We start from the raw sequence: 15566 nt of genomic DNA, 5'->3' as shown, positions 1-15566 counted from the left end.
AGACGATTATTGTTTGAGCGACTCTTGCAGTTCCCTGATTTCAAAGCTATAGTCTTCCATAATAACATTAGCCAATAGTTTCTGACAGGCATTGTCTACAATTTCGCGTGCTTCTTGGGAAGAAGCTGCTTCAAGTGTTAATACGATATGCTTGCCAATTCTTACATCTTTTACATTATCAATGTGCAGGTGTTTCAGTCCCATTTTTACGGCTTTTCCTTGTGGGTCAAGCAATTCTTTTTTGGGCATCACGTTTATTTCTGCTACAAATTTCATACTCAACTATTGTTTTGGAGAGAAAAAGAACCACGATAAAAGCACATACAAGACAATGAGAAGAGGTAATCCGCCCCATTGCTGGAGGGCAAGGCAAAATATACTCAAAGCTACAAAAATATAGCGAATGCGGTTGTCGTGCCAAGATAAATTTTTGAATTTAAGTGAAAACAGTGCCCATGGTGCCAACAACCAGTAGCTACTGAGTAGTATCATGCCCAGCAGCAACAAGAGCGATAGCCGAGGGGGCAGGTCTATCTGTTGCCATAGAAAAGGCATGCCCAGCCAGAAGAGCGTATTGGCAGGCGTAGGTACTCCTATGAAGTAAGTCTGTTGGCGTTCGTCTAAATTGAAGCGAGCCAAGCGCAAAGCCGATGCCGCTGCAATGAGAAAAGCAGCCGCTGCCCACCCAAAGCCTATATTTTGAAGCATACGAAAAGCAATGGAAGCGGGCACTACGCCAAAAGTAACCATGTCTGCTAAGGAGTCGAGCTCTTTGCCCAGTGGAGAGCTTACTTTGAGGGCACGTGCCGCCGCACCGTCCAAGAAATCACAGAGAGCGCCCAAAGCAATCCACCAGCCTACTTGTTCATAAGAGGCACCTCCGTAAAGGGCGGTCAGCGCCAAGCATCCGAAAAATACGTTGCTTAGTGTCAATGCGTTAGGTATATGACGGGTGATAGTGTGCATGATAGGCATTTTGGGGGTTTGAGTAAAACAAAAGCAGGTCTCCATCTATCTCTTGGCGGTCTAATAGTCGAGCGCCCGCTGGGATGCTGGGGGCACTGAGCCCCTTTTGAAGCAGCCGGGGGGCTATAAAAAGACGTATCTCGTCCCACAAGCCGGCTTGCAGAAAAGTATCTAAGGTATGCTTGCCCCCTTCCACAAGAAGGGACTGAATACCCCGCTGATGACACTCCTCGAGCACAAATGCTAAAAGAGAAGGGTAGTCTTGGCTTCTTTCGGCAGGCAGTCTGCACCATGTAAGGTGCTTGTAAGACAATAGCTCCTGTGGCAGGCGAGGACTGAAATAAAGTGTAGGAGCGTCGGCGGCAAATACACGCAAGTGGCTTGACAACTCGCCTTGGCGGTCTATGACTATGCGCCACGGTTGTTTTCCATGCCACAGGCGGGCGGTGAGTTGTGGGTTGTCAATCAGCAGGGTGTTTTTGCCAGTAAGTATGGCTGCCTCTTCGCTGCGCCAGCGGTGCACCATCTGTTTGCTTAGCGGGCTTGTCATCCATGAGGGCGCCGGTGGGTCTGGGGCAAGAAAACCATCACTACTTTGTGCCCATTTCAATACGATGTAGGGGCGTTGTTGAGTGATGAAGGTGAAGAAGCGGCGGTTGAGCCATAAACCTTCTTTTTCGCAAATGCCAATCTCAACCTCTATGCCTGCTTTCTTGAGCATGGCAATGCCTTTACCGGCAACCAGTGGGTTGGGGTCCAGATTGGCAATCACCACCCGTTGCACTTTCTTCTCTATTAACAGGCGAGCACAAGGGGGCGTCTTTCCGAAGTGAGCGCAAGGCTCTAAGTTGACATATACAGTGCTTTGGGGCAGTAGTGCTTCGTTGACTACCTGTTTTAAAGCGTTTACTTCGGCGTGTGCCTCCCCATACCGTTGATGCCATCCCTCACCTAAGATACGCCCTTGATGAACTACCACACTGCCTACCAGTGGGTTGGGTGAAGTGTGCCCTTTGCCATACATAGCCAGCTGCAAAGCACGTTGCATCCAAAAAATGTCTTCTTTATGCTGAGTCATAGGTCTTGCTACATTGCGATTCCCCAGAGAAACAGAGCCAGCGCAACAAGAGCTATCCACACATATTCTTGCAGGATGCCGCTTTGCAAACGGCTGCCTACATAGGCAATAAATCGTGCAGCGATGCCAAATCCTTTTACGATGCCATCTACTATTTGGCGGTCTGTCCATGCTATTATGTGCGCAAAGACAACCGTTGCACGGGCAGTTTGGCGAACGACTCCATCGACACCGTGCCGGTCAAAGCGGTGAATTGCTCGGCAGAGTTGCATCCAGCGGGCAGCCAAGCGGTCTTGCAACAATGCTCTTTCCAACTGTACCCTTTGCTGGTTTAGGCTCATGAGCTGCTGGATTGTCTTGTCTTGCAAGCAGCAGAGACGGTATAGCAGGCGGGTAAGTTTTTGCAGATAAGGCTCGGTAGCCGCTTCTTTTCCCTTTTTGGAAAAACCATAAAGCCATACACCTAAGGCAAACATAAACAAAGCGCCGAGGGTCGTTAGGTAGCCGATGCCATGGGGTAATGCCACAGAAGGGGCATTGAATCGCTGCCAGATGGTACCATATTCCAAGTCGAACGGATGGGGGCTCCACCAAAACCACAGACTGCCCAAAGCTAACACGAGTATCGGGATAAAAAATGTGCCCTGAGCTTTTATTCTATGGGTATCGTGTTGGTTTTGCGGTGCCGGACGCAGCCAAATCAAGCCCGCTTGGCGTCCCATGTAAAAAGCAGTGATAAAGGCGCCAGCGATTGCTCCACTGCTCAAATAGAAAGCGATGGAGCCAAAACGGCTATATGATGCCCATGCCTGCATGATGATGTGCTCTTTGCTGAGGGCGCCCGCTGTCAGGGGGAAGCCGGCAAGTGCCGCAGCGAATAGAAAATAAGGAGCAGCCAGCCACGGAGCTTTTCGTGCCCAGCCACCAGTCAAGAACATGTTTTGTGCGTCGAAATGTATGCCTTTGTGTTCTTGCCAATGGTGCAGGTAATAGATGACAGCTCCGACAGCCAAAAACAAGCCGGCTTTGAAAAAAGCATGCGTAAGCAAATGAATAAAGCCTCCGGCAGGGTTGTACAGAGCAATTGCCAGAATCATGTACCCCAGCTGCGATACGGTGGAATAAGCGAGTACCCGTTTCATGTCCTTTTGAACACAGGCAAGCAGCCCACTCCAAAGGATGCTCAACAAAGCCAAGCAGGCGATGGTCAACAAAGCGCTATCGGGGAAGTAAGCATGCAGTCGAAACAGTAGATACACACCAGCGGCAACCATCGTAGCCGCATGGATGAGTGCCGAGGCAGGGGTAGGACCCGCCATCGCATCGGGTAGCCAAAAATGAAGTGGGAACTGGGCAGACTTGCCTAAGGTGCCTCCAAACAAGCAGAGAGCAACCCACCAAGGCAATACTTCTTTGTATTGAAGCATGTCGGTGGTGCCGCTCAACAGTAAGCAAGCCCCAATGCCCAGAATGAAACCTGTATCGCCCAGTCGGTTGGTAACGAACGCCTGCCAGGCAGCCCGGCGTGCTTCGGCTTTTTCGTGCCAGAAGCCAATGAGCAGGTAAGAACAAAGCCCTACCAACTCCCAGCCTACATAAATAAGCAGCAAGTCGCGCACCACTACAATAAGCAGCATGGCAAATACAAAAAGCGAGAGATAGGCAAAGTAACGGCTGCGGTGGGCTTCCGCTTGCATGTAGCGACAAGAGTAAAGCGCCACGCAACAGCTTACCAAGCCTACAATGAAAATCATCCATGCGGTGGGGTAGTCGATGTAAATGCCACAGTTGAGTGAAAAGTTAGGCAGCAACTGCCATTGTGCTGGGGCGGCTATTGAGGCAACAGAGCTACCTTTGCTTACTTGTAAGAAAAACCAGCCGGCGAAGGTCAGGCAAGCGAACAATAGTGTCGATACAGTTCCATCGAGGCGCGCCCGTGCAAAGGGCTGTACTAACAGAGTGAGCCCCCATATCAGCGGCAACAGAAGTAAGAGCCATAAACTGTGGACAATCTCCATCAGTGTTTCAGTTCGTTCAGTTGGTCTATATTTGTATGTTTGTATTGCTTGTAAAGCATCAGAAACAAAGCCAGTATAATACAGGCTTCGGCTACTGCCACCACCATGACAAAAATGGCAAATATTTGATTTTCAGGATTGTAAATCCGAGAAAATACTACCAAGTTGATGTTGGCAGCATTCAACATAAGCTCGATTCCTACCAGCCACATCACGGCTTGCCGCTTGGTAAGCAGCATTGCCAAGCCAGTGCAGAAAAGAAGGGCACCAATGTTCAAGAAGAAATGCATGCTTGTTTACTTACTTTTCAGTTTGATGAGCGTGGCTCCGTAGCCAAATTTCTCTTTGTGGGCATCTTGAAAAAACTCCACTTGTGGGTGACGCCCGGCGCGTTTTTGAATGGCATCACGCAGCTTGCCGTTGCCTACGCCATGAATAAAGATAATCTCCGACATACCTGAGGCGATAGCGGCATCCAGCTTTCTTTCAAAGACATCGAGTTGATAGGCGAAGATGGCATCCGGGCTCATGCCTTTATGATTTGGCAATAGCTTTTCTATGTGCAAGTCCACTTCATACTCGGGAACTTCCACTGCTATTTTGCTTTGCTCGGCTTGGTCTTGTTTAAGCAAGCTATGGATAATCTGCTGTGCATCCATCGGACGGCTTGCTTCCCACTCGGTGGCTTTCCATTGAAAGTCTTTATCCAATTGAAACACATAGCCCTCTTTGTCGAGTATAGGTGCCATTTGTAGAGCTTTAAAGAAAGTGGAAGCCCGGAATTGTAGTTTGCGCAGCAGCGGGTGGGGCAGTGTGTAATAACCTTGCCGGAAGAATAGCACTTGGAAATAATAGATGCCCCAGCTGTCGAACTGCTCAATATTTACCTCATCGAGGCGCGCATATTGGCGTGCGCCCAGTACACCGCCGGCTACTCCCATGTGGTTTCCGTTTTGCTCCTTGCTTACAGCGTAAGGGGTAGTCCAGTCTGTGTTATTGATAAGATAAAGCTGATAGAGGCGGTCATTGGTAGGAATGAAAGCCAAATATAAGCCTTTGTAGCTGTAAAGGGGCGACTTATCGCCACCTTGCTGCCGCTGACCAGCTTCTTTCGACCCGCTGCTTTCTTTTGCAGACTTGCTTGCTTTAGGTGGGGTTGTGTCGAAATATTGGTTTTCCTCTTTGGCAATGAGCACCAACTCATTGGCTGCTACCGGAATAATGAAGCCCTCTTCTATTTCTACTTCGGCAATATTACCTTGTATTTTTACTACGACGCCTTCCATATGGTCGTGCAAGAGGCGCACGCGATCTCCTATATTCATGGCAATCCACTTTGTTTTGAATAAAATATATGGTTTAGATTTCAGACGGCTAAAGTTGCTGCCCTCAAAGCAAAAGTAATACTAATTTCCCAAAGCCTGCATTAGCTTATAGATTAAATCAGATTCATAGCCTTTTTGTTGAGCATAGCGTATGAGCTTGGCTCGTTGTTTCAATGGGTCGCTTTCTGTTTTTTGCAGGGATTCATTTTTTTGCTCCAATAGCTTCTGCAGGCATGCTTCATATTCAATCGGGTCGAGGGCGTCAAGGGCTTCTTCTATGAGCTGGTCATCAATGGCTTTTTGTTTTAGGTGAAAGGCTATTTTTTGCTTTCCCCATTGCTTCTGCCTGAATTTACTTTGCGCATAAAGCATGGCAAAGCGGCGTTTGTTCAAAAAACCGTCTTCTATAAGATGGTCGATGCAGCGCCGCCGTTCCGCTTCCGAAAGCATGAATTTGTCTTTGAGGAATTGCTCTACCTCAGCAGGCGACCGCTCTTGATAAGCACAATAACGGCAGGCTTTGGCATATACTTCCTCGAAGGACAAGCTGCGTGAGCTGGGGCGCCGGGCTTTTTTCATAAAGAATTGATTATCTTTTTTCAAAAATACAAAGCTTGTGAAAAAGTGGATGAAATGGCTTTGGCGGTTTATGCTTCTGTTGGCATTGCTGTTGTGTATGGGGGCTTTGTATTATGCCCCGCTGCTGCCCTATGGCTGGCGACAGCTCAAAGGTCAGTTGCATGTCTTGTGGCATACAGTGCCTCTTGAAGAAGTGTGGAAAAATGACACCTTGTCGCCGGCAGTACGCTATCGCCTGCATCTGATAGGTGAAATCAAGGCATTTGCGGAGACGACTTTGAGCCTAAAGCCCACAGACAACTACCGCACTTTCTATGATACTCGAGGCGAGCCAGTACTTTGGGTAGTTACGGCAGCACCGCCTTATGCCCTGGATTATTACTACTGGTATTTTCCGTTCTTGGGGCAGGTGTCTTACAAAGGGCATTTCGAGCGCATTTATGCCGAGCAGGACTCGGCACGTCTTTCTGCCGAAGGCTATGAGGTGTCTATTGGCGAGGTGGCGGCATGGTCCACGTTGGGCATTCTTAGCGACCCTATTTTGTCTTCCATGACAGAACGTAGCGAGGGCGAGTTGGCAGAGCTTATCATCCATGAGTTGACTCATGCTACTGTTTATTTGCCAGATAGTGTGGAGTTCAATGAAAATCTGGCTTCTTTTGTGGGGCAGGAAGGCGCTAAGCTGTTTTTGCAGCAGCGTTATGGAAAACACAGTTTCTTTTACCGCGACTATGAGCGCCGCTTGAAAGACCGCTTGTTATATATCAACTTTTTGCTGCACGAAGCGGCAAGACTCGATAGTTTGTATCGCAGTGAGCGCTTCCGGGCTTTACCCAACGCAGAAAAGCAGCGCTTGAAAAAGCATTTTTATGCAGAGCTTGAAAAAAAGCTGCTTGAATTGCCACTGAGTGCATCCACTCGTTTTCGGTTGCGCCGCCTGCCACCCCGCCTCAACAACGTGGAGCTGTGCGATGTGTTGCGTTACTATAGCCGTCAAGACACCCTGAGATGGATATTTCAACAGGAGTTTCACAGCAGTCTGCCGGCTATGATACAGTCTTTTAGAAAGTGATTTGGGGGTTTATGACTTGGTACAATCTTTGAAAATGAATAAATTAGAACAAAAGTAAAGACAATGAAAAGGTTAGTGTCCTTAATACTTCTGTGGGTGTTGCTGGTAGCAGCAAAGTGGAAAGAAAGCTATCGCGTGGTAGAACATGATGCCTTTCAGGCAGGGGAGGAAATAGATTATTTGCTGCATTATATGTTTGTGAATGCAGGTACTGCCCATATTGAAGTGAGCAAAAAGTTGTATTCGGTCAATGGGCGCCCTTGCTATAGGGTCGATGTGTATGGCAGAAGCATAGGAGGGCTTGAGATGGTTACCAAAATCCGTGATTTTTGGCGCTCTTATATTGACACCGCCGCCATTGCACCACATCGTTTCTACCGAAACATTCAAGAGGGCAGGTACAAAAAAGAGGAAACAACGCAGTTCTATCCTCTGCAGCGCTTGGCAAAGGTAAAAGATGAGAAAGGAGAGTCAGTGGTGAAAACCCCGCCTTATGTGCAAGACTTGGTAAGTGGTTTTTATTATGTGCGTACTCTCGATTTCCGTCGGTATCAAAAAGGCGACACACTGCGCATACCGGGTATTCTGGAACACGATATTTATGACCTGGCAGTTCTTTATCTGGGCAAAGAAGAAGTGGAAACCAAATTTGGATGGATAGACTGTCATGTGCTTTCGCCTGTGATGCCTCCCAACGAGTTGTTTAGAGGCAAGCACCCAGTGAAAATGTGGGTGTCGGCAGATAGAAATCAAATCCCGGTGAAAATTGCCGCCGAACTGCTGATTGGTGCTGTCGAAGTAGATATTGAAAACTACAAAAACCTCAAGCACCCCATGCCTTTTAAGAAAAAATATTGATATGAACATTTTTGTATTTTTTTAATGCCTTGCACTTTTTAAGACCTCATTATGAGGTCTTGTTTTGTTTTATTCTTGTATATTTGCATATCTGAAGAACCGTACAGCTATGAATGAATTGATAACAAAAGCGGAAGCTTGCTTACATGCACAAGACATCGCAACGACCTTACGCAAATTGAGTGAGGCATTTGGTGAGCACTTGGCTTTTTCTACCAGTCTGAGCTTGGAAGACCAAATCATTACGCACTTTATATTTTCCAATAACCTGCCCATACGGGTGTTTACCTTAGATACTGGTCGCCTTTTTCCACAGACCTACGAGACCATGGAGCGCACCCGTAAAAAATACGGCAAAACTATAGAGGTCTATTTCCCGCCACAAGAAGAAGTAGAACGTATGGTGAATGCCAAGGGAATGTTCAGCTTCTATGAATCAGTGGAAAACCGCAAGGAGTGCTGCTTTATCCGGAAAGTATTGCCTTTGAACCGTGCGCTGCAGGGCGTGCAGTGTTGGATTACCGGCATTAGAGCCGAGCACTCACCACTGCGTAGTAATACCCAATTGATTGAATGGGACGATAGCCGTCGCATAGTGAAATACCAGCCTTTGCTGCATTGGAGCACCTCCCAAGTAGAAGCTTTTGTAAAAGAGCACAACATTCCCTACAACCCCCTCTACGACCAAGGTTTTTTGAGCATTGGTTGCCAGCCCTGCACACGTGCCGTGGCACCGGGCGAAGACATTCGCGCCGGACGCTGGTGGTGGGAACAAAGCCACAAAGAGTGTGGTTTGCATACCCGTTGAAGTTTCTTTCTTTTGCATTTTTCTAATCGGTCATATCCCATGAAATATTTCGATTACTTAGACTACCTCGAAGCCGAAGCCATGTACATACTACGCGAAACAGCCGGTCAATTTGAACGTCCTGCCTTGCTTTTCTCCGGCGGTAAAGACTCTATTACTTTGGTGCATCTTGCTTTGAAAGCATTCCGCCCGGGCAAATTACCTTTCCCTTTAGTGCATATCGACACCGGGCACAATTTCCCCGAAGCCATTGCTTTTCGTGATGCACTGGTAGAAAAAACTGGGGCAGAGCTGATTGTAGGTTATGTGCAAGACTCGATAGACCAGGGCAAGGTGGTAGAGCCTACCGGCAAATATGCCAGTCGTAACGCTTTGCAAAGTGTTACCCTGCTTGATACTATTCAGGCGCATGCCTTCGATGCTTGCATAGGTGGGGCGCGTCGCGACGAAGAAAAAGCACGTGCCAAAGAGCGTATTTTTTCACATCGCGATGAGTTCGGGCAGTGGCAACCCAAAAAACAGCGTCCCGAATTGTGGAATATCTATAACGGAAGCCTGCGCAAAGGCGAGCATATGCGTGTGTTTCCCATCAGCAACTGGACCGAGCTGGATGTATGGCATTACATTCTGCGCGAAGGCATAGAGCTGCCTTCTTTGTATTTTGCCCACCGCCGCGAGTGCATCCTGCGTGACGGTCAGCTGTTGGCAAACTCTGACTTCATCTACAAAGATGAACAAGACGTGATAGTAGAAAAGAAGGTACGCTTTCGCACAGTAGGAGATATGACCTGTACGGCAGCCGTAGAGTCCGATGCCGAAACAGTAGAGCAGGTGATTGAGGAAATCAAGGCGGCAAGAACCACCGAGCGTGGTACCCGGGTCGATGACCAGATGTCGGAGGCAGCTATGGAAGACCGAAAAAAGCAAGGGTATTTTTAAGCGGAAAATCAATACGATACCATTTAAAGAGAACTTGAGCGCAACTATGGATATACTTCGTTTTTTGACAGCCGGCAATGTAGATGACGGAAAAAGCACCCTCATCGGGCGTATGCTTTATGATAGTCATGCACTGCTGGAAGACCAAATACAGGCAATTGCCCGTGCAAGCAAAAGCAAAGGCTTGCCCGAAGATGAAATTGACCTGTCGTTGATTACCGATGGACTGCGTGATGAGCGTCAACAGGGCATCACCATCGATGTGGCTTACAAATACTTTCATACCGACAAACGTAAGTTCATTATTGCCGATACGCCCGGGCATGTGCAATACACCCGGAATATGGTAACCGGTGCTTCCAATTGTCAACTGGCAATTATTTTAGTGGACGCCCGCAACGGAGTTACCGAGCAAACCCGCCGTCATAGTTATGTTTCTGCTTTGCTGGGCATTCCCCATTTTGTGATTTGTGTCAACAAAATGGACTTGGTCGATTACTCACAGCAGCGTTTCGAAGAGATTGTGGCAGACTATCGTGCTATGGCGCAATCGATGTCGGTGCAAGAAGTAACTTTTATTCCCATAAGCGCTCTGAAAGGCGACAATGTGGTGCATCGGTCGTCGCGGATGCCTTGGTATATGGGCAAACCGTTGCTCCAGCACTTAGAAGAGGTGCCCGTAACCGACGACCTCAACTATGAATTGACGCGCTTCCAAGTGCAATATATCATTCGCCCAAAAGATGACCGCTTCCACGATTACCGCGGTTATGCGGGCAGAATGATGAGCGGCACCTTGAAAGTAGGCGATGCGGTGATGGTGTATCCGGCAGGCATGATGACGACCGTCACAGGCATAGAGTTGGGTGGGCAGCCACTGGAAGAAACGCAGGCACCTATGTCTGCTACTTTGCTTTTAGCCGATGATATCGACATTTCGCGGGGCGATTACATCTTTAAGCCCGAACAGATGCCGGCTATTGTCAATGAAGTGGAAGCCGATATCTGCTGGCTTGACCAAAAACCTTTGATGCAAGGTGGCAAATACTGGCTGCAACATCACAGCAAAAAAGTACAATGCAGGGTGGAAAGCATTATTTATAAAACAGACATCCATAGTCTGCAGGCAGTGGAAAATCAGCCTTTTTTAGCTATGAACGATATCGGACGGGTGCGCTTGCGTTTGGCAGAAGAGCTTTGTATTGATGACTACCGTACCAATCGTGCTACAGGCAGTGCCATTCTCATCGATTCCGCCACTTTTAACACTGTCGCCGCTGTGATGATGCGTGTGAAATCGTGATTTGATGAACGTTCATCGAGTAAAAATTTACTTTTATCGCATGAAAGTATATGTTCGTCGAGAATAGCTTGCCTACCCAGTGTAATCCTATTATTATTGTAGCAACATTAAAGCAGAAATAAGACTTCCGCTTGTCGGATTATATATGTAGTGGTAGCTGAATCTCCTGGATGCCTCTGGCGTTCAGGAGATTGTTTTTTAGAGGAGGTCTTCGGTTCTTTCTAACCCCTTTTTAAAATAAGGTAAGGCACATGGGGTAGCACTTTTAGGTTGAGCCCTTTGTAAAAGATTGACGATTGACCAAAGGACATCATATTTCTGATGTATTTACCTTTTAGGAATCACTTAGCTTGTTCTATCCATACACACAGCTCTTCAAATTCCTGTGGGCTAAGCTGCTCAGCCCGGCGGCTCATGAAATCATGCGTTTTGCCCTCAGGCAAAAAGGCTTTGAGGGCGTTGCGCAGTGTTTTGCGTCTTTGGTTGAAAGCAGCTTTCACTATGGTAAAGTAAAACTTTTCATTGCAGTCCAGAAGAGAGGTATTGAGTGCTTGTAGGCGTATCACTGCCGATTGCACCTTAGGTGGTGGGAGAAACACATGCGGAGGCACCGTAAAACAATATTCTATTTTATAGAATCGCTGTAGCAATACACTCAGTATGCCATAGGCTTTATTGCCGGGTGGGGCAGCCAAGCGCTCGGCTACTTCTTTTTGAATCATACACACTACTTCGGGAATATGTTGGCGGTATTCCAGCACCTTGAAGAAGATTTGGGAAGAGATATTATACGGAAAATTGCCGGCAATGGCGAGAGGTGTCTGAAGGTAAGGGCTCAGGTCTATCTTCAAGAAATCGTTCAATAAAATGCGTCCTTGCGCGTGTAGTTCAGGGTAGCGCTCTTGCAGATAGGCAATGGACTCGCTATCTATGTCAAGCAAGTAAACGGTATAAGGCAACTCTAAAAGAAAGCGGCTCAAAACACCTGTGCCAGCACCTATTTCCATCACCTGTTGATAGTTGCCATGCCCGCTAAGTTGTCGTGCTATCTTGCGTGCAATGTTGTCGTCTTTCAGAAAGTGCTGTCCTAAATGCTTTTTGGGTTTAACCATCTTTTTCTCGGCTTTTGGTTGAAGGGGTAGATTCTATAAAGACAGCTATTTGCTGGCATAAACGCGCACTTATTCCCAGCACTTTATCATAAGCTATAGATTTGGTAGAAGAAAAAAGCACCAAAGTGACGGCTTGGCGATAAACTACCAAGGTGCTAAACAACTCTTTAAAAACAGAAGACTGTTGCAGAAGTGGGTCCAGATACTCTTTGGCTATCGCTTGGGCAAGGGCTTCATGTCCCGTATATGCCCAATCTATATCTTGGAGCAATGAAAAGCTTTCTTTCTCTGTGGTTTTTAAACCATGGTAATGCGCTGCAGGAATGAGCTGCACATGCACTTCATGTGGGTTGCTGGTGTGCACATTCACAACAAAAAAATTAAACTTGTCACGCAGGGTGCGTTCAATCAAGAGGGCACGCCCTTCTATGTTGGCTTTGAGCAAAGGGTACACCTCATTGCCTTGGCTGCGCAATTGCAATTCTTTTGCTTGGAACTGCTCTTTGAGTGACTCGAACTGCTTGATAAGCTGCCATTTGTAGCGGCGGTTTTGGTGCTGGGCATACGCCCACAAAAAGGTGAGACCTGCCACAATCACGAAAAGTAGTACCGACCAAAAGTACATGAAAGTGTGTGCTTTTTACTTGTGGGTGAACGTACAAATTTAGGGCTTTTGTGAGATTTATATTATTTATCGAGACAGAAGCACTCATTTTTGCATGAAATTTGCGTTTTGCTGCTCATTCACCAAAACATAAGTTCTATGTGTTTGATGATTAAAAATTTCGCTTTGTTGGGCTTGCTATGCTGCATGGCTGCCCCGCTTCGTGCCCAAGTTTACACCGGAGGTAATGTAAGTGTAGGTTTAGAAAACAACACTACCTATGCCGACATAGCCCCCATCATCGGCTACCAAATGGGAAAAGCAAGAGTAGGCGTTTCCCCGGTCTTTAATTACAACAAGACGACCAATACCGATGCACGATACAGCTTTGGTGCCCGTTTGTTTGGACAATACACCGTTTTTCAAGGCTTCTTTTTACATGCTGAATTGGAAAGCTTGAATGTAGAAGACCGTGCCAACGATGCCGATGGAGAGCCGCCCTATGAGCGCACTTGGATTGTGAGTTTACCAGTAGGTGCTGGTTACAACCAGCAATTGGCCGACCGCATCAGTGTCCAGTTTATGGTATTGTGGAATGTCATTAAAAACGAAAACACACCTACAACCAATCCCATCATCCGCGGAGGAATCAACTATAGGTTTTAGAGGTCGGTGATATTTGTTTTTCATCATCTGTCATTGCTCACTTCCCTAAAAAGGAGGTGAGCAATCCCATGCTTTCAAAGCGGCAAGAAGCAAAAAATATTTTTCCTTTGCACATGGAATGAGAAAAGGAGAAGAACGCACCTAAAAATACCGGGATGCCTCAAAGCTGTAACGTCAACGGCTACTGCCTTTTATGCAATAAAGGCAGTAGCTTTAATTTTTTCTGTTGGTAGGATAGGTATAGAGAGATGGTGGCACCTATGTGCACTGTGGAGTGGAAGATGCTCAACGCGTCCCCCAAGTTGCGATGAAAGCGTGTTTCCATCGCCAACACAGCATTTTGAAAAAAGCATTTCCGGCTTGTGATGGTGTTTTTTCGCAGAAAAACCACTTTGAAGCGGACATGTTTCTGTTACCAATTGGCGACGGTGCGTTGAAAGATATCGAAAATGATTTTGTCTAAAATCTCTTGCACTTTGGCATTTTCCACATCCGACAGGCTAAGCCCTTGGTCGAAGTCGGCGTATTGGGTAATGGTTTCTTCGAAATTCTCGCTCTCGTTCAAGGTATTGACAAAGCGGATGCGAACCGCTATAGAAAGGCGTGTTTGGGCTGAGCGGTCATTGCCGGTGGGAGCAATGGGCGCCACCGAGTAATTGATGATTTCACCTTCTACATACAGTTCCCCTCCTTCATTGACTACTGCCAAGCGACTGTTGCGTTGGTAATAGTCGCGCAGCTGGATGGTAAGATTTTGCGCTAAATCGGCTGGACCGGCGCCCGCATTATTGAAAAAAGTAGAAACAGTAATACTTTGTGCATTGGTGCTTACGCCTGAGAAACTGTAATGACCACAAGCGTAGAGTGCCGGCAGCAAAAGCAGAAGCCAATAAACAGGCGTTTTGATTTTATAGGTTCTCCAAACCATATTTTTTGATTTTGCGGTAAAGGGTACGCTCCGAGATGCCTAACTCTTCGGCGGTAGCGCGGCGTCTATGGTTATGCTTCTTCAAAGCTTTGATAATCATTTCCTTTTCTTTTTCTTCGAGTGAGAGGTTTTCTTCGGCTCCTATCTCAATGACAGGTTCGACTTCATCAGACAGCTCTATGGTAGGGGGCGTGTTTTCTTTTTGGGGGGTTGGACGTGTACCAATCAGGCGCATTTCACGGCGCAACTGCTGCGTGTCGATGTCCTGAAACAGGTCTTTATGCTCTTCTATGATGCGTTCTCCTGCCTGATTACCTGATAACTCAAGCAGTTGAAACACCAGTTTTTTTAACTCGGTGATGTCGCGGCGCATGTCGAAAAGCACCTTATAGAGGATTTCGCGCTCGTTCATATCCTGCTGTGTGCCGCTGCCTTGTGGGGAGCTCATGGGCACAGGAACCATGCTGCGCCCTTCGTTGGGCAAATAACGGCTCAGGGTTTCGGCATCTATCTTGCGCTTGGGCACAGTGATGGACATCTGATACACGAGGTTACGCAATTGCCGTATATTTCCGGGGAAACGATAGTTTCGCAACAGCTCCATGGCATCTTCGGTAAGCTCAATGGGCGGGACGCGATAACGCTCGGCAAAGTCAGTGGCAAACTTATGGAACAGCAAAAAGATATCGTTGCCCCTTTCCCTTAGTGGGGGCACATAAATGGTCATTGTACTCAAACGATAGTAGAGGTCTTCGCGGAACTTACCGTCCTTAACGGCTTGCTCCAAATTCACGTTGGTGGCAGCAATAATGCGCACATCTGTTTTTTGCACTACGGAAGAACCGACACGTATAAATTCGCCATATTCTAAAACACGCAGCAGGCGTGCTTGGGTGCCTAAGGGCATTTCTCCTATTTCATCGAGAAATAGGGTGCCTTTATTTGCCACTTCAAAAAAGCCTTTGCGTGATTCGGTAGCTCCTGTGAAAGCGCCTTTTTCATGCCCGAAAAGCTCTGAATCGATGGTGCCTTCGGGAATAGCCCCGCAGTTGATAGCCAAGAAAGTATTATGACGTCGTGGGCTCAGTTCGTGGATAATCTTGGCAAAAGACTCTTTGCCTACGCCACTTTCACCTAAAATCAGCACGCTGAGGTCGGTAGGTGCTACCAAGGCGGCACGTTCAATGGCTTGATTCAGTAGTGGGGAGTTGCCAATGATACCAAAGCGCTGTTTTATGGACTGTATATCAAAATCTTTGTTTCTTTTTAGCATTTGGAACTACTGGTTGATGAAAAAATGTCAGTTTTAT

18 protein-coding genes are annotated in these 15566 nt (G+C 47.2%); 6 read left to right on the top strand and 12 right to left on the bottom strand.

The genetic code is table 11. The features are described 5' to 3' along the window. Positions 1 to 6: 6 nt before the first annotated feature. The 7 genes from purS to FHS56_RS07955 all read right to left on the bottom strand — a co-directional run bounded on the left by purS (position 7) and on the right by FHS56_RS07955 (position 5966). Positions 7 to 276, bottom strand: coding sequence for a phosphoribosylformylglycinamidine synthase subunit PurS (gene purS, locus FHS56_RS07985; protein WP_166919485.1), 270 nt, complete (start codon positions 274 to 276; stop codon positions 7 to 9). 6 nt (positions 277 to 282) lie between these two features. Beyond that, a complete protein-coding gene (locus FHS56_RS07980; RefSeq protein ID WP_166919483.1) occupies positions 283 to 966 on the bottom strand; it encodes a CDP-alcohol phosphatidyltransferase family protein in 684 nt (227 codons plus the stop codon). Further along, entirely contained in the window at positions 938 to 2044 is a 1107-nt protein-coding gene (gene ribD, locus FHS56_RS07975; protein WP_166919481.1) for a bifunctional diaminohydroxyphosphoribosylaminopyrimidine deaminase/5-amino-6-(5-phosphoribosylamino)uracil reductase RibD, read from the bottom strand. Before ribD ends, FHS56_RS07980 begins: the two co-directional genes overlap by 29 nt. A gap of 8 nt (positions 2045 to 2052) precedes the next feature. Beyond that, positions 2053 to 4062, bottom strand: coding sequence for an NADH-quinone oxidoreductase subunit 5 family protein (locus tag FHS56_RS07970; protein WP_166919479.1), 2010 nt, complete (start codon positions 4060 to 4062; stop codon positions 2053 to 2055). Further along, complete coding sequence (gene nuoK, locus FHS56_RS07965) at positions 4062 to 4352, bottom strand: NADH-quinone oxidoreductase subunit NuoK (RefSeq protein WP_166919477.1); 291 nt, start codon at positions 4350 to 4352, stop codon at positions 4062 to 4064. The genes FHS56_RS07970 and nuoK overlap by 1 nt, the downstream gene beginning before the upstream one ends. A gap of 6 nt (positions 4353 to 4358) precedes the next feature. Beyond that, complete coding sequence (locus FHS56_RS07960) at positions 4359 to 5387, bottom strand: Smr/MutS family protein (RefSeq protein ID WP_166919475.1); 1029 nt, start codon at positions 5385 to 5387, stop codon at positions 4359 to 4361. An 81-nt stretch (positions 5388 to 5468) separates the two neighbouring features. After that, entirely contained in the window at positions 5469 to 5966 is a 498-nt protein-coding gene (locus FHS56_RS07955) for a regulatory protein RecX (protein WP_166919473.1), read from the bottom strand. A gap of 49 nt (positions 5967 to 6015) precedes the next feature. Here FHS56_RS07955 and FHS56_RS07950 point away from each other — a divergent pair, with 49 nt between their 5' ends. The 5 genes from FHS56_RS07950 (at position 6016) to FHS56_RS07930 (ending at position 10946) form a co-directional block, all read left to right on the top strand. Beyond that, complete coding sequence (locus tag FHS56_RS07950) at positions 6016 to 7038, top strand: aminopeptidase (RefSeq protein ID WP_166919471.1); 1023 nt, start codon at positions 6016 to 6018, stop codon at positions 7036 to 7038. A 63-nt stretch (positions 7039 to 7101) separates the two neighbouring features. Continuing rightward, positions 7102 to 7896 carry a DUF3108 domain-containing protein gene (locus FHS56_RS07945; RefSeq protein ID WP_166919469.1) on the top strand — a complete coding sequence of 265 codons (795 nt, stop codon included), beginning with the start codon at positions 7102 to 7104 and terminating at the stop codon, positions 7894 to 7896. Between the two features lie 109 nt (positions 7897 to 8005). Then, the gene (locus tag FHS56_RS07940) at positions 8006 to 8704 is read left to right on the top strand and encodes a phosphoadenylyl-sulfate reductase (RefSeq protein WP_166919467.1); all 699 of its coding nucleotides are present in this window, start codon (positions 8006 to 8008) and stop codon (positions 8702 to 8704) included. Between the two features lie 39 nt (positions 8705 to 8743). After that, the gene (gene cysD / locus FHS56_RS07935) at positions 8744 to 9643 is read left to right on the top strand and encodes a sulfate adenylyltransferase subunit CysD (protein ID WP_166919465.1); all 900 of its coding nucleotides are present in this window, start codon (positions 8744 to 8746) and stop codon (positions 9641 to 9643) included. A 46-nt stretch (positions 9644 to 9689) separates the two neighbouring features. Continuing rightward, positions 9690 to 10946, top strand: a complete 1257-nt coding sequence (locus tag FHS56_RS07930; protein WP_166919463.1) for a sulfate adenylyltransferase subunit 1 — start codon at positions 9690 to 9692, stop codon at positions 10944 to 10946. Positions 10947 to 11287: 341 nt separating this feature from the next. On the opposite strand, the gene rsmA is transcribed toward FHS56_RS07930, so the two are convergent. Then, positions 11288 to 12058 (bottom strand): 16S rRNA (adenine(1518)-N(6)/adenine(1519)-N(6))-dimethyltransferase RsmA, encoded by a 771-nt coding sequence (gene rsmA / locus FHS56_RS07925; protein ID WP_166919461.1) that lies wholly within the window; start codon positions 12056 to 12058, stop codon positions 11288 to 11290. Next, entirely contained in the window at positions 12051 to 12683 is a 633-nt protein-coding gene (locus FHS56_RS07920; protein WP_166919459.1) for a hypothetical protein, read from the bottom strand. Before FHS56_RS07920 ends, rsmA begins: the two co-directional genes overlap by 8 nt. A gap of 138 nt (positions 12684 to 12821) precedes the next feature. On the opposite strand from FHS56_RS07920, the gene FHS56_RS07915 reads away from it, so the two are divergent. After that, a complete protein-coding gene (locus FHS56_RS07915; protein ID WP_166919458.1) occupies positions 12822 to 13328 on the top strand; it encodes a hypothetical protein in 507 nt (168 codons plus the stop codon). Between the two features lie 181 nt (positions 13329 to 13509). On the opposite strand, the gene FHS56_RS07910 is transcribed toward FHS56_RS07915, so the two are convergent. From FHS56_RS07910 to FHS56_RS07900, 3 genes are all read right to left on the bottom strand, one after another. Beyond that, a complete protein-coding gene (locus FHS56_RS07910) occupies positions 13510 to 13653 on the bottom strand; it encodes a hypothetical protein (protein ID WP_166919456.1) in 144 nt (47 codons plus the stop codon). Between the two features lie 87 nt (positions 13654 to 13740). Continuing rightward, entirely contained in the window at positions 13741 to 14256 is a 516-nt protein-coding gene (locus FHS56_RS07905) for an LptE family protein (RefSeq protein ID WP_166919454.1), read from the bottom strand. Next, on the bottom strand, positions 14237 to 15529 hold the full coding sequence (locus FHS56_RS07900; protein ID WP_166919452.1) for a sigma-54 interaction domain-containing protein: 1293 nt from the start codon (positions 15527 to 15529) through the stop codon (positions 14237 to 14239). The genes FHS56_RS07905 and FHS56_RS07900 overlap by 20 nt, the downstream gene beginning before the upstream one ends. Between the last annotated feature and the right edge of the window lie 37 nt (positions 15530 to 15566).

It is taken from the genome of Thermonema lapsum, assembly GCF_011761635.1.
GTDB lineage: Bacteria > Bacteroidota > Bacteroidia > Cytophagales > Thermonemataceae > Thermonema > Thermonema lapsum.
The sequence above is the reverse complement of the archived record's forward strand: the minus strand, read 5'-3'. Positions and strand labels throughout refer to the sequence as shown.